Annotated in this window: 15 protein-coding genes; 7 read left to right on the top strand and 8 right to left on the bottom strand. The window is 37.6% G+C overall.

The features are described 5' to 3' along the window. Positions 1–202: 202 nt before the first annotated feature. A complete protein-coding gene (locus tag ACFX4W_RS17075) occupies positions 203–1,075 on the top strand; it encodes a TetR/AcrR family transcriptional regulator (RefSeq protein ID WP_013085359.1) in 873 nt (290 codons plus the stop codon). A gap of 24 nt (positions 1,076–1,099) precedes the next feature. Here ACFX4W_RS17075 and ACFX4W_RS17080 read toward each other — a convergent pair whose 3' ends face one another. After that, on the bottom strand, positions 1,100–1,684 hold the full coding sequence (locus ACFX4W_RS17080) for a DUF502 domain-containing protein (protein ID WP_043977273.1): 585 nt from the start codon (positions 1,682–1,684) through the stop codon (positions 1,100–1,102). A 171-nt stretch (positions 1,685–1,855) separates the two neighbouring features. Here ACFX4W_RS17080 and ACFX4W_RS17085 point away from each other — a divergent pair, with 171 nt between their 5' ends. Both ACFX4W_RS17085 and ACFX4W_RS17090 read left to right on the top strand, forming a co-directional pair. After that, a complete protein-coding gene (locus ACFX4W_RS17085) occupies positions 1,856–2,650 on the top strand; it encodes an SDR family oxidoreductase (protein ID WP_322552531.1) in 795 nt (264 codons plus the stop codon). A 129-nt stretch (positions 2,651–2,779) separates the two neighbouring features. Further along, positions 2,780–3,982: an MFS transporter gene (locus ACFX4W_RS17090; RefSeq protein ID WP_162215072.1), complete on the top strand. Its 1,203-nt coding sequence runs from the start codon at positions 2,780–2,782 to the stop codon at positions 3,980–3,982. A 37-nt stretch (positions 3,983–4,019) separates the two neighbouring features. Here the strand turns inward: ACFX4W_RS17090 and ACFX4W_RS17095 are convergent, their stop codons facing one another. From ACFX4W_RS17095 to ACFX4W_RS17105, 3 genes are all read right to left on the bottom strand, one after another. Next, a complete protein-coding gene (locus tag ACFX4W_RS17095; protein ID WP_016765843.1) occupies positions 4,020–4,451 on the bottom strand; it encodes a carboxymuconolactone decarboxylase family protein in 432 nt (143 codons plus the stop codon). Positions 4,452–4,587: 136 nt separating this feature from the next. Beyond that, complete coding sequence (locus ACFX4W_RS17100) at positions 4,588–5,481, bottom strand: LysR substrate-binding domain-containing protein (RefSeq protein ID WP_162215073.1); 894 nt, start codon at positions 5,479–5,481, stop codon at positions 4,588–4,590. Between the two features lie 408 nt (positions 5,482–5,889). Beyond that, positions 5,890–6,516, bottom strand: coding sequence for an FMN-dependent NADH-azoreductase (locus tag ACFX4W_RS17105; protein WP_043977282.1), 627 nt, complete (start codon positions 6,514–6,516; stop codon positions 5,890–5,892). Between the two features lie 217 nt (positions 6,517–6,733). Between ACFX4W_RS17105 and ACFX4W_RS17110 the strand changes: the two genes are divergently transcribed. Further along, positions 6,734–7,447, top strand: a complete 714-nt coding sequence (locus ACFX4W_RS17110) for an FTR1 family iron permease (protein WP_043977283.1) — start codon at positions 6,734–6,736, stop codon at positions 7,445–7,447. Between the two features lie 30 nt (positions 7,448–7,477). Here the strand turns inward: ACFX4W_RS17110 and ACFX4W_RS17115 are convergent, their stop codons facing one another. The 3 genes from ACFX4W_RS17115 to ACFX4W_RS17125 all read right to left on the bottom strand — a co-directional run bounded on the left by ACFX4W_RS17115 (position 7,478) and on the right by ACFX4W_RS17125 (position 10,822). After that, positions 7,478–8,833, bottom strand: coding sequence for a sensor histidine kinase (locus tag ACFX4W_RS17115; RefSeq protein ID WP_097824871.1), 1,356 nt, complete (start codon positions 8,831–8,833; stop codon positions 7,478–7,480). Next, positions 8,811–9,536, bottom strand: a complete 726-nt coding sequence (locus ACFX4W_RS17120) for a response regulator transcription factor (RefSeq protein WP_162215074.1) — start codon at positions 9,534–9,536, stop codon at positions 8,811–8,813. Before ACFX4W_RS17120 ends, ACFX4W_RS17115 begins: the two co-directional genes overlap by 23 nt. Positions 9,537–9,694: 158 nt before the next feature. Further along, positions 9,695–10,822: an MGDG synthase family glycosyltransferase gene (locus tag ACFX4W_RS17125; protein WP_034648446.1), complete on the bottom strand. Its 1,128-nt coding sequence runs from the start codon at positions 10,820–10,822 to the stop codon at positions 9,695–9,697. Positions 10,823–10,984: 162 nt separating this feature from the next. Between ACFX4W_RS17125 and ACFX4W_RS17130 the strand changes: the two genes are divergently transcribed. The 3 genes from ACFX4W_RS17130 (at position 10,985) to ACFX4W_RS17140 (ending at position 13,174) form a co-directional block, all read left to right on the top strand. Further along, positions 10,985–11,611, top strand: a complete 627-nt coding sequence (locus tag ACFX4W_RS17130) for an undecaprenyl-diphosphatase (RefSeq protein ID WP_043977288.1) — start codon at positions 10,985–10,987, stop codon at positions 11,609–11,611. 456 nt (positions 11,612–12,067) lie between these two features. Then, positions 12,068–12,505, top strand: coding sequence for a MarR family winged helix-turn-helix transcriptional regulator (locus tag ACFX4W_RS17135; RefSeq protein WP_013085370.1), 438 nt, complete (start codon positions 12,068–12,070; stop codon positions 12,503–12,505). A gap of 27 nt (positions 12,506–12,532) precedes the next feature. Beyond that, on the top strand, positions 12,533–13,174 hold the full coding sequence (locus tag ACFX4W_RS17140) for a nitroreductase family protein (RefSeq protein ID WP_013059680.1): 642 nt from the start codon (positions 12,533–12,535) through the stop codon (positions 13,172–13,174). 33 nt (positions 13,175–13,207) lie between these two features. Here ACFX4W_RS17140 and moaD read toward each other — a convergent pair whose 3' ends face one another. Next, positions 13,208–13,441, bottom strand: coding sequence for a molybdopterin converting factor subunit 1 (gene moaD / locus ACFX4W_RS17145; RefSeq protein WP_013085372.1), 234 nt, complete (start codon positions 13,439–13,441; stop codon positions 13,208–13,210). Positions 13,442–13,443 lie beyond the last annotated feature (2 nt).

Here is a 13,443-nt window from a genome sequence, read left to right on the forward strand (position 1 = left end):
TAAATGACTAACCGGTCAGTGTCAACCCTAAGCAGGCTTTCTCCTAACATGTTCATAATAAAGACATATTTACGATAAATCGTTTTTTAAAGGAACTGACTCCCGGTTTTAACTTTGATATATACCTTTATCTTTTTTAGTGTATGATACTATTATCTAACGAAATGAATGGCTAAATTGTTCAATAAAGGAGGTAGAATACATGAAAGAAAAAGAAAAGAGAATAATTGAAGCTTCGATTAAGCTTTTTGCAAAAAAAGGATTTAATGCTACCTCTGTGCAAGAAATTGTAGATGAATGCAACATTTCAAAAGGTGCATTTTACCTGCACTTCAAATCTAAGGATGCACTTTTATTATCAATTCTAAACTTTTACTATGAAAAGCTGTTTAGCTCTGTTTATGCTCTCGACGAGGAAGTAAACGATGCCCGCAGCCGCTATATGAATCAGCTCATCTATTTCTATGAATTTATTACGGAGCACAGAGATTTTATTATCATGCAAATTCGTGAAAAATCTATTCCATTTAACAAAGAAGTGGAGACCTTTGTTCATAAAATGCAGCGAGAAACGTTTTACTTTCATCGCAAAAGCCTCGTTAGCGTATACGGAGAAGACGTAACTCCTTATATCTCGGATTTAACGAAAATGATTGAAGGTATTCATCATTCCTTTTTAGAAATTATTATCTTCAATCAATTCGAACTTACATTTAAAGAAGTAGCACAGTACATAATGGATCGAGTTGATGTATTAGTAGAAGATTTATTAGCTAGAAAACCTCGTCCCCTTATTCCTGCTTCTTTTGGTGAAGATATATATGGAAAGGAAAGAACGACTTTTCTCAGTAAAAATGAGCAGGTAAAACAAGCTCTTGAGGAAATTAAACATCTGCTAGACACCAGCGATCATATTTCTGATGAACACGCAGACAGCTTTCACATTTTACAAACGGAGCTAAAAAAAGATAAGCCTACCGCTGCTATTGTAAAAGGCATGGTTGGAAATTTAACGGAACTTAAACCGTTGGAAGAACCGCTTAATCTTTTAACAGCCTTACTCCAACAAAAATAACAGAAGGCTTCAACAAGCCTTCTGTTATTTTTCTGCTTTTGAACTAGATACTCCCCCAGATAACACGAACTTCATTGCTTCTTCCGGCTTAATATCTAACCATTCAATTTCTTCTTTTGGAATCAAAAAAGTAAAACCAGCTACTTGAAAAGTTTGCGGAACATAGACGGCTACGTGGTCTTTTAACGAGTGAATCACCTCTTCTACTTCTTCAGAGGTCACAAACCCTATGACTTTCATTGACGTGCCGGGCATCATCACTAAAACTACTTTTGAAAAGGACTTTTTTTCTCCAAGAAAAGATTGAAGCGTATCTTTAATGACGATATATAGCGTTTTAACAAGCGGTATTCTTTCTAACAACCGGTCAATTAAGTTAATGATTTTCCCTGCAAAAAAACGAGTTGATAACCATCCTAAGAACGTAATTAAGACAAGAGTCGCTAAGATCCCAACCCCCGGTATATAATCCTGCTTCATGTAGGGCTTCAATACGTTTCCTAAAATGCTGTCTAAAAAATTAAACACTCTTACCAAAATATAAATAACGAGGATAATAGGAACAATCGTTAAGAGCCCATTAATAAAACTTTTTATGATTGCTTTCATGCAAACACCTCATTTTTTCTAACATACTGCTGTTCATTATACAATGGATTTATTTTCGCTGCCCCTCTTTATTCTTATTCACATACGTATAAACTAGCGACGTTTTATCAAAATAATAGATGGGTACATGAACATACATACTTATATATTTATTTTTTCGGAGGGATACAATTGGGACGTTTAGAATCAAAAATTGCTGTTATTACAGGGTCAAGCTCTGGCATAGGAAAAGCAACCGCTGAGCGCTTCGCGAAAGAAGGCGCGGTTGTTATTTGTGCCGATATTAATTTAGACGGTGTGAAAAAAGTAGCACAAGAAATTAAAGATGCTGGCGGTGAAGCCTACGCCTACTATATCGATGTAGCTGAAGAAGAAAAAGTAAAAGAATTGACAGCAGAAATTGAAAAGAAATTTGGTAAAGTGGACATTCTTTTTAATAATGCCGGTACAGACACAGAAGGCGGCAAGCTTCACGAATATCCAGTAGAACTTTGGGATCGCTTAATGTCGGTAGATTTACGCGGAACGTTTCTTGTAAGCAAATACGTTATTCCGCTGATGTTAGAAAATGGCGGATCGATTATTAATAATTCATCTGTGTCCGGACTGGCAGCAGACTTAGATCGTTCTGGCTATAACGCGGCGAAAGGTGCTATTACCAACCTAACAAGAACCATGGCAATTGACTACGCTCGTGAAGGTATTCGCGTTAACTCAATTGCTCCTGGAACAATCGAAACACCTCTTCTTGATGATTTATCAGGCGCTGAAGAAGGAAAAAAATTCAGAAAAGCATATGAATGGGTCGATCCGATGGGGCGTCTAGGAAAACCGGAAGAAGTAGCCGGTGCTGTATTATTTTTAGCATCTGATGACAGCTCATATGTGACAGGTGATTGCATTACTGTAGACGGCGGTCATATGGCGTATACGTGGCCTGGAAAAATGCTTTACGATAAAATGTGAGAATAAAATTAGTTCTATACCAGTAGGTATAGAGCTTTTCCGTTTGAATTTTTTCTTTAAAATAGACGTGACATTATGTCAAGACAGGTGTAAACTTAAAGCAAAATTCTTTGCTTCTAGGAGGAAGACATGAAAACAAAACAATTATCAGAACGTCAGCTTCTTGGCATCGCAGGGCTCGGGTGGCTCTTTGATGCAATGGATGTTGGCATTTTGTCTTTTATCATTGCAGCTCTTCACGCTGAATGGGGACTTTCCCCTACTGAAATGAGTTGGATAGGCAGCGTTAACTCGATCGGAATGGCGGTTGGAGCTTTGGTGTTTGGGTTACTGGCTGATCGAATTGGGCGAAAAACTGTTTTTATTGTAACTCTTGTTCTTTTTTCAGTGGCAAGCGGCCTTTCGGCTCTTACTACTACCCTTGCTGCTTTTTTAGTATTTCGATTTTTAATTGGAATGGGTTTAGGAGGAGAGCTGCCTGTTGCTTCTACACTTGTTTCTGAGACCGTGGCGCCGGAAAAACGCGGTAAAGTGGTCGTGCTGTTAGAAAGTTTTTGGGCGTTCGGTTGGCTACTGGCAGCGCTTATTTCTTATTTTGTAATCCCAGCTTACGGGTGGCAGCTAGCGCTTATCCTAACGGCTATTCCAGCGTTTTATGCCATTTATTTGCGCATTAAACTGCCCGATTCTCCTCAGTTTGTGGAAGCGACAAAAGAAAAGAAACCGTCGATTGCGGACAATGTAAGAAGCGTGTGGTCTAAGCCTTATCGTCAATCTACCATTATGCTCTGGGTTCTGTGGTTTTGCGTTGTATTTTCATATTACGGCATGTTTTTATGGCTACCTAGCGTCATGGTCATTAAAGGTTTTAGCTTGATCAAAAGCTTTGAATACGTATTGATTATGACATTAGCTCAACTGCCTGGCTATTATACGGCTGCTTGGTTTATTGAACGCATGGGCCGAAAATTCGTATTGGTCACATATCTGTTAGGTACGGCTGCCAGCGCATATATCTTCGGAAATGCGGAGTCACTTTGGCTGCTGCTAACAGCAGGTATGCTGTTGTCTTTCTTCAACTTAGGTGCTTGGGGTGCTTTATACGCGTATACACCTGAGCAATATCCGACATCTATCCGAGGCACAGGAGCTGGAATGGCTGCTTCTTTTGGACGAATTGGAGGAATTTTAGGGCCGCTGTTAGTTGGATATATGTCAACGCAAGGTACGTCTTTAACCGTTACGTTCTCAATCTTTTGTGGAGCTATTTTAATCGGTGTTGGTTCGGTTGTTTTTCTAGGAAAAGAAACCAAACAAAAGCAGCTCGTATAAACAAAGACGCTCTTTTAGAGCGTCTTTGTTGTGCTTATTATTTATTTTCTACCAGCTCTTTTTCATCTGCCTCTACTTCCACGTCACGCTGAGCGAATACTTTCTTGGCTACGCTTAAAGCATTTAACACGCGAGGGAAGCCTGTGTATGGGATTAATTGAATAATGCTCTCCACAATCTCCTTCGGCTCTAGTCCAGCTGTTAAACCTGTATTTAAATGCAGCTCAAGCTGAGGCTCTGTACCCTGAGTGACTAATGATGAAATGGTAACTAATGCTCGTTGCTTATTGGTTAGACCCGGCCGTGAATAAATGTCTCCATAGGCAAATTCAATAATATATTTCCCAACGTCAGGAGCTAGGTCTTTTAAGTCTTCTGTAATTTTTAAATGAGTTGAAATATCATCGTTACTCGTTAATGTATATTCCATTAATTTATCTAAACCTTTTTGATAACTATCTTGTGCCATGTAAAATCAACCTCCGTATTTTTTACTGACACCGCGCGGAATCAATGTTTGTTTTCTTGTATGTTTTCTACACTATCTACTTTAACGCACGTTCTCTCTTTCGTAAAATACATATATTCAATACAACATATGCATTTTATCTATATAAAGCAGAATGCTGTTCATTCATATAGTGAAGAAATTGCTTAGAGGCATATGAAATATACTTATCTTTTTTTAAAATCAATCCTAAATCCCATGAAATTGAAGGGTTAGTAATAGGAACTGCTTTTACAATAGAGGAATCTACTTTTGCCGCAATGGACTGTGGAAAGATAGATACTCCTAAGTTTTCGGCAATCATTTCACCAATAAAATCCCATTGAGAGCTCTCGTAAGCTACGTTAGGTTCAAATCCTGCTTGTTGACATGCATGAATAAGCCGGTCGTGAAGCGTAAAATCTTCATTAAATAAAATAAATTTCTCTTGGGCCAATTCATTAATTTCCACATGAGTTTTAGAGGCTAAAGGATGGGAATGGTGAACATATAAAAGCATTTTTTCAGAGATAAAAGGATTAATATCAAAAAGATGTTCATTTACCGGAAGCACCGCTACACCTAAGTCTAACTCTCCTTTTTCTACTGCTTTTTGAACACGATTGGCTCCGTATTCAATAAGTTTAATCGTAATATCTGGATAAAGCTGCTGAAACCCTTTGATAATCTTTGGAAAGAACAGAACTCCAATCAATGGAGGAATTCCAATTTTAATCATTCCTTTCTTCAGATTCATCACATCATATAAATAAGTCGATAGCTCATCAATGGATGTCATGACTTTTTGTCCTTGCGCATACACCACTTCCCCGGCATCCGTTAAATCAATCTGTCTTGCGGACCGATCAATTAATTCTACTTCCAATTCTTCTTCTAAGTTTTTCACCATTTTGCTCAAGGTCGGCTGTGAAATATGGAGACTTTGAGATGCTTTAGTAAAGCTCCTTAATTTAGCGACTTCTAAAAAATAATTAAGCTGACGAATATCCATCTCTGCTCCTCCTATAGATAAGGCGAATATCTTTTATATTTTTTATTCATTTTACCTATTATTTTTTAGGATATACAGTAAAAATATAAAGAAAAGATGGACACATAATAAATCAATTTAATCTAAATAAGGACAAATGGGATAAAGGCGCTGGTATGGACCGCTTGTGACACCGCTGTTGCTTTCCGCGGGCGACCGCTGAGCCTCCTCTTCACTTGCGCTCCTGCGGTGTCTCACCTGTTCCGCTTTTCCGGCAGGAGTCTTCGCCTTGCCCTCCAATCAACATCTAGAAGCTACTACATGCATGAAACCTACGCTTACCATAACATCAAAAAATCCGAACGATTCATCGTTCGGATATACCTTCACCTAAAATACTGTTGTCCCGTCTTCTTTTACGAATATGATTTAAAATGTTTTGGCTGCTTGTGCTGCTTGTTCTAGACCACTTTCAATAATTTCTTGCCCACGATCTGGAAACTGATTATGTCCCTCAATAATAACAGAGTTCACATCCGTGATTCCAAAGAATTGAAGTACGCTGCTGACATATTTAACGGCCATTTCGACCTCAGCTGCTGGACCTTCTGAATACACTCCGCCTCGCGCGTTTAATAACATCACTTTTTTATCGCCTAGTAATCCCACCGGACCTTCGGGCGTATACTTAAACGTTTTGCCTGCTTGATTTAAATAATCAAGGTACGTATGAAGCACGGCTGGCACAGTAAAATTCCAAAGCGGAAAGGCAATAACAATTTTATCTGCTCTCACAAATTGTTCTAAGTAGGAATTAGCAGTTTCTGCTGCTTTGTTTTCCGCTGCCGTCACTTCTAGCCCTCTTGCTAATTTAAACTGACCGTTTATCATGTCGGCACCTAAATAAGGAAGTTCTTCTTTAAACAAATTTAGCTCTATTATTTCTTCATCTTGATGCGATTGTTGATAGCTTTTTAAAAATGCATCATATAATTTCATGCTAACCGCTTCACTTGCCGATCTGTCATTTGCTTTTATAAAAAGAGTATAACTCATACTAAAACCTCCACTGATTGTTCATACTCTTATTTTATTCGCTTTTTTCGTGCGTTTCGAACGACTTTATAATGAAATACCTTCATACTTTAGTCTGAAAAATCCTATATTAGATTTTTATTAAAGAGCAAAAAAACAAATTGACAACGATAATCATTATCATTAAAATTAGAGAGAATTTAATTATTACTATCATTTAAAGTAAGGGGAGCTTTTTATGTGGTCGAGTTTGGCTTTGTCGCTTCGTGAAGGTTTAGAAGCGTCACTTATTATTGGAATTATTTTAGCTCATGTTACAAAAATTGGCCGAAAAGACTTAAAGTATTCCGTCTTCATTGGCGCTGCTGCTGGCCTTATTTTCAGCTTAGTATTTGGCTTTATTGGCTTTAATGAGGCGAGAGAGTTAGAAGAAGAGTCAGAAGAAATTTTTGAAGGAGTCATGATGCTTTTAGCTGCAGGTCTTATCGCTTACTTTATTCTGTGGTTGCATCGGAGCAAAGAAATGACATCTTCGGTTACATCAAAAATTTCCAGAAGCTCTTCCAAATGGGGATTAATCGTTTTAGCCTTTTTATCTGTCTTTCGTGAAGGAACAGAACTAATTATTTTTAATCTGACACAAGTGAATCAACACGCCTCTTCTATTGTATTCGGCAGTATAAGTGGCATTTTGCTGGCCATCGTTATTACATACATTCTGTTCAAAACAGCTATTAAGCTGAACCTGTGGATTATTTTTAAAGCGCTTGGTGTTTTCCTTATTTTTATTGGAGGAGAGTTATGCGGTGAAGGCTTGGTTAAGCTATTTGAAGCTGGTGGAGAACCCCTTGAAATAATTGGATTTAGTGTATTTACAGTTGCATCACTGTATCTATTCTTCCAAACGGAGTTAAAAAAATTAAGAGTAAGAAAACAAAAATCAGCATCATAATCACACAAAAGCCGCCTAACGGCGGCTTTCTCAGTTTGTAGATGAAACGGGAAGGTGAATCACAACTTCCGTCCCTTGTTCTTCTTCACTTTTAATAAAAATCTCGCCTTTATGCTGACGGACAATAGTTTGTGCAATCGACAGTCCAAGCCCCGTTCCTCCCGTAGCTCTGCTTCTGGCTTTATCGACTCGATAGAAACGTTCAAAAATATGTGCAAGATCTTCTTTTGGAATGCCAATTCCATAGTCTTTTACTTTGATAATGACATCTTCCTGCTTTTTTTCAACGGTCACTTCAATTTTATCCGTACTGTATTTAATTGCATTATCAAGCAAAATAATCAATACTTGCTTCATTTTTAGTTCATCCACTTCAATCATAATGGGCGTTTGATCATAATGAAGAACTAATTCTCTTTTGTATACCTGCTGCAGCTGCTTAACGATTTGTTCAAAAATAAGAACAAGATCTGTTTGCTTCAGATCAAGCGTTTGTTCTTTTTCCACACTTGCCAGATCAAGCAGCGTTTCAATCATTTTTTGCATTTTGGTTGCTTCGGCATAGATAGTGTCGATCGCATCGAGCGTAATTTCTTCATTTTTAATCCCTCTTCTTCTTAATAAATTAGAATAACTGCGAATAACGGTTAGAGGGGTTTTTAATTCATGAGAAGCATCGGAAACAAACTGATTTTGCTTTTCAATATTTTCTCGTAAGCGGTCAATCATATGATTAAAGGTAACGGTCATCCCCTGCAGTTCATCTCTCGTTTCGGTTTGAATGAGGACTTTTTTAGGAACACCGCTCTCTTCGATCTCTTTCATCGTTGTGACCATATTTTTAATAGGATGCATAATGACGCGTGATAACCATCTTCCTCCTAAAAGAGACAGTAAAATGGACACAAGCGAACAAAAAATCAAAATTGATAGCAAAATATCTTTACGGGTTTCAAAACCAGTCAGGAGCTCACCAATCTCAAGCGTTTCAACGACTTGATTATTGACTTTGACAGGCATGCGAATAACCAATACTTGCTTTTCTCTGATTTTGCGAAGTTTCACCTTTTTTTTCTTTGAAAATTCGGGCTTAATTTTCACCAGATGAGGGTCATTTGATACCTGGTTAATGACTGTAGAATTTTCTGAGACTGTTCGGATAAATGAATGGTTGGTCAAATAAAATTTTAGTAACTCCGGCGAGAGCTCCACGGAATGATCTTGCTGACCTTTTTGAATAATCTCGCGTGCTTTTTCGAATAAAATGTCCTGTTCCATATTCACGGTAGATTTAGTAAAGGAGAAAAAAACAACGATGTTCATGATTAATAAAATAACCACTAGCCATGCTGTTGTCAGTAAATTAATCTTCGTCGTGATCTTCATGTTTCTCCTCTTTCATCATATATCCTACGCCCCGCACCGTATGAATGAGAGAAGTAGAAAAACCTTCATCTACTTTTTTTCTTAAGTGGCGAATATATACATCAATTACGTTCGTTTCTCCTTCATATTCATAGCCCCAAACGTTTGTGAGAATTCCTTCTCTCGTGACAATTTTATTTTTATTCGTAAGCAAATACACGACTAAATCATACTCTTTCGGTGTCAACGTAATGGATTCATTGTCTCTTAGGACTTCCCTTGTTTCAAGATTAATGGTCAAATCACTTATCGTTAAGAGCTCCGCTTCAGCTTCTTTCGTTCCTGATGCTTCTACGAGCGAACGATAGCGAATACAAGAGCGAACCCGTGCTAACAGTTCTTCAATTTCAAACGGTTTTGTAACATAATCATTAGCCCCTTGGTCTAAGCCCATTACCTTATCCAGCGTCGTATTTCTGGCAGTTAATAAAATAACTGGCGTAAATACTTCCGCTTTCCGAAGTCTTCTTAACACCTCAATACCACTCAGACTTGGAAGCATCACGTCTAGCAAAATGAGGTCATATTGAGCGGATGTTGCCGTCTCTAACCCCGCTTTCCCGTCGTACTCAACATCTACTTCATAATCTTCAAATTCCAATTCAATCTTTAACACTTTCGCAATTTGCGCTTCATCTTCCACAATTAAAATTTTCTCTTTCATGTTATACACCTCTCACCAAATGTCTTAAGTGAAAGAATAGCTTCTTTAGATAAAAAAACAACACCTTTTTCAAAAGATGTTTGTTTTTTTATCTAAACCCTACTTTTTCAACATACTTGTCTTTTAGCTTATCCTTATTGTTTGTAAACATGAATGTTTTACGCATGAAGACCAATCGTTTGCTTTTCGCCTAAAATCCAATTGACTACTGCTAAAAGTTCTTCAGGCGTTTGTGCTTCGATTTCTTTATGGTAAGCAGCAATCGCGTTATATAATGTGCTCATTTTATCAGCATCCTGCAGCACTGCCTGCAGCTGACTTTCTAACGATTGATCTGCCTTTAGTTCTTGAACTAAGTTTCGTTCTGTTAAATAGCGTAAATTCACTTCTTCTTGACCTGGTAAAGCAGAATGAACAAAAATCGGTAAATTCTTGCGAAGAGCTTCACTGACCGTGATACCACCTGGCTTTGTTACAATAGCATCCACTTGTTCATACAGTTCATTCATTTCTGTGCGTGATGAAATGTACGGAATCGGTGTAACGTGCTGTAATTCCCATCCCTTGATTTCTTCATATAGCTTTTGATTTTTGCCGCATAAGACAAAGTAATGAAAATGGCTCGCATCTTTTAAATCATTGTAGAAATCCATAATATTGCCTAAACCGCTGCTGCCTCCAGCAATTAAAATATTTCGATTACCAGGATGCTTAAATGTTCTTGTTTTTGTTATTTCTTCATGTACCGGTATTCCTGTGACCATCATATTTTGAAGTGGAATTTCACTTTGAGCACGAAGTCCTTTTTTTACTTCTTCACTAGGGAGAAAGTGAAAATCAATCTCTTCTTTTCCCCATAAATTATTAATAAAGAAATCCGTGTAGACATTTATAATAGGTACATCGCACTTGCCTTTTGCTTTTAATTGACTGAGCAAATAAGAAGGAAACCCATGTGTGCATATAATTAAATCCGGATTTTCTTCTTTAACTAAGTGCTCCATTTTTTTTGCGAATACGTGATGATACCATTTGAATGAATGAACAGGCGGTTCATAAAAGAGATGTTTGTATGCCATATTGTACGTTTCTGGAGCATAACGAATCCATTTCAAATATGTGCCTGTGACCACTTTTTCTAATAGTTCGTTTGTATAGCTTAATAAATCTATTTTTTTATAACAAATATTTGTTGTTCTTCTTTCCAATATATCCATTAACGCCTCTGCCACTTGATGATGGCCAGAAGGCATTTTTAGAAGAGGTAAAAATAAAACCTTTTTCAACTGTTTCATCTCCTATTCTAAAAGCAGTTTCTTCCTCTCCTTTTTATATCATTAAATACCCTTAAATTTCGGATTTTAATTGATTTTTAATGTGAAATTCATCGTTTTTTTAGAGTGTCAATCTAAACTAAGAGTGAAAAGTACTGCATAAGGAGAAAACAAATGAACCTCAATTACGAAGTATTTCAATGGATTAACTCGTTTGCTGGTGAATCCAGCGCAATGGATTCTGTAATGATTATCATCACGAATAGCGTTCCTTATTTTATAATGGCTTGTTTGCTTTTGCTTTGGTTTAGCGGAAAAACAGAAAGAACAATTTATCACCGTTATACGGCTTTATACATGTTGTTTACAATTGTACTTTCTCTATGTATCAATGAGGTCATTCACCTGGTGTATTACCACCCGCGTCCGTTTGTGACTCATCACGTTCATAAGCTGATTCCGCACCCGGCTAATTCATCTTTTGTGAGTGATCATTCGATTTTAGTCTTTTCTGCTGCTTGGATCATGTGGTTACGAAAAAACAAATGGAGAAGCATCATTTTTATATGGGCTGTCATTTCTGGCCTTTCACGTATTTACGTAGGCGTTCACTATCCAGCAGATGTACTTGGAGGCATGGTGATTGCGGGAGCTATCGGATGCTTTATTATATACGTTTCAGCTAAAACAACTCCTCTTATTCAGCGATTATTCTGGATTCACGATTTGATTATCAAGCGTATTCCGTTTCTATCTTCCTATACGCATGAACAAATTAGCAAAAAAAATCATTCAGCTTAAAGAGGCTGAGGCAAAAATAGTTTAGCTGAAATGAAAAACGAACCACTAATCAAACTGTTTGATTAGTGGTTCGTTTTTTTTGTTATGGTGAACGTAGATTTTATCTGTTTCGTTCCTTCCAGCAGTTGATTGGAGGGCAAGGCGAAGACTCTTGCGGGAACAGTGGAACAGGTGAGAACCCCGCAGGAGCGCAAGCGACGAGGAGGCTCAGCGGCCGCTCGCGGAAAGCGAAGCCTTGCACGGAAATCAACTGCGGTCGAGCAAGCAGGCCAGATTGTTCACCTTTGAATGGGATTCATTTCGTTACGTCTCAGCCTCTTTTTTATTATTTTTAAAAAACAAAGTTCACTTTCTTGACTTTCACTTTTATTTATTTTATATTAGTTGATGTATCAAACATTGATGTATCAAATATTAATTCATCAATAAATATCATAGAAAAAGGGAGCGACTTTCTTGTCACATTCATGTTCTGAAAAAGCAAATGTTCTGTATGCTCTGCAAGAAGTTAATAAACAAATTAATCAAAAGTTTGAGCATTGTACCGGTGTTAGCCAATCACGTCTTGATATTTTACATCAGCTTTATGAAACAGGTGAAATGAGTCAAAAGGCGCTTCAACAGCAAGTAAACATTGACAATGCTGCAATTACAAGGCATTTAAAGCAGCTCGAAGAAAGAGATGTTGTATCACGCCGTAAAAACCCTGATGACAACCGCGTAACATTTGTAAAGCTTACGAAAAGCGGACATGAAAAAATCGGTGCATTTCGAAACGAAAAAGCTCGCTTTATTGATGAAGCATTTAAAGATTTCAGCGAAGAAGAACAGCTCCTGCTTTCCAAAATGCTTGAGCGTTTAAAAGTAAACATTTCGGCCATTGAACGGTCATAACATTTTTAACATAAAGGAGAGTTCATCATGACGCAAACAAAAACACTAAACAATGATTTCCAAGATATTATTACAGGGCGCAGATCTATTCGTTATTACGACCCATCTGTCAAAATCAGCCGTGAAGAAATGAAAGAAATTTTAACCGAAGCGACGCTAGCTCCATCTTCTGTTAATGCACAGCCTTGGCGCTTTCTAGTAATTGATAGCCCTGAAGGAAAGGCAACATTAGCTCCGCTTGCTAAATTTAATCAATCACAAGTAGAAACATCAGCAGCTGTTATTGCGATTTTCGGCGATTTAAAAAGTGAAGAAAATTTAGATGAAATTTACGATAAAGCTGTTGAACTAGGCTATATGCCACAAGAAATTAGAGATATGCAAATTCCTAAAATCAAAGCGCACTACGCAGCTGCTTCTGAAGAATTAAATAAAGAAACAGTATTAATTGACGGCGGTTTAGTATCTATGCAGTTAATGCTTGCTGCACGTGCTCACGGTTATGATACAAACGCTATTGGCGGTTATGAAAAAGATCAAATTGCCGAAGCATTCGGTTTAGACAAAGAGCGCTATGCGCCGGTTATGTTACTTTCAATCGGCAAAGCAGCAAATAGCGGTTACCCGTCTGTACGTTTACCAATCGAAAAAGTAGCTCAATTTAGATAATAAAAAAAGGTGCTGTGTATTCAGCACCTTTTTTTATCCTCCACTAACGGGCGGAATAAATGCGACGGTATCTCCCGTTCCAATGGTTTCTTCATCTGTTACAAACTCTTCGTTGACTGCGGTCATCGTTTGCTTCAGAGAGGACAACTTATACGTTTTTTGCACATATTCCTTTAATTCCTTCACTGTTATATCTTGCTTATCAACTGTTACTTGTTCCACTCCAGCCTCTTCACGTATAGCAGCGAAAAATAAGACGTTAATCATTT

Source organism: Priestia sp. YIM B13489 (assembly GCF_042787645.1).
Lineage (GTDB): Bacteria > Bacillota > Bacilli > Bacillales > Bacillaceae_H > Priestia > Priestia megaterium.

Bases quoted from the DNA above. Each gene is read 5' to 3' on its own strand.
- ACFX4W_RS17075 (WP_013085359.1), top strand. From the start codon at position 203: ATGAAAGAAAAAGAAAAGAGAATAATTGAAGCTTCGATTAAGCTTTTT.
- ACFX4W_RS17080 (WP_043977273.1), bottom strand. From the start codon at position 1,684: ATGAAAGCAATCATAAAAAGTTTTATTAATGGGCTCTTAACGATTGTT.
- ACFX4W_RS17090 (WP_162215072.1), top strand. From the start codon at position 2,780: ATGAAAACAAAACAATTATCAGAACGTCAGCTTCTTGGCATCGCAGGG.
- ACFX4W_RS17095 (WP_016765843.1), bottom strand. From the start codon at position 4,451: ATGGCACAAGATAGTTATCAAAAAGGTTTAGATAAATTAATGGAATAT.
- ACFX4W_RS17100 (WP_162215073.1), bottom strand. From the start codon at position 5,481: ATGGATATTCGTCAGCTTAATTATTTTTTAGAAGTCGCTAAATTAAGG.
- ACFX4W_RS17105 (WP_043977282.1), bottom strand. From the start codon at position 6,516: ATGAGTTATACTCTTTTTATAAAAGCAAATGACAGATCGGCAAGTGAA.
- ACFX4W_RS17110 (WP_043977283.1), top strand. From the start codon at position 6,734: ATGTGGTCGAGTTTGGCTTTGTCGCTTCGTGAAGGTTTAGAAGCGTCA.
- ACFX4W_RS17115 (WP_097824871.1), bottom strand. From the start codon at position 8,833: ATGAAGATCACGACGAAGATTAATTTACTGACAACAGCATGGCTAGTG.
- ACFX4W_RS17120 (WP_162215074.1), bottom strand. From the start codon at position 9,536: ATGAAAGAGAAAATTTTAATTGTGGAAGATGAAGCGCAAATTGCGAAA.
- ACFX4W_RS17130 (WP_043977288.1), top strand. From the start codon at position 10,985: ATGAACCTCAATTACGAAGTATTTCAATGGATTAACTCGTTTGCTGGT.
- ACFX4W_RS17140 (WP_013059680.1), top strand. From the start codon at position 12,533: ATGACGCAAACAAAAACACTAAACAATGATTTCCAAGATATTATTACA.
- moaD (WP_013085372.1), bottom strand. From the start codon at position 13,441: ATGATTAACGTCTTATTTTTCGCTGCTATACGTGAAGAGGCTGGAGTG.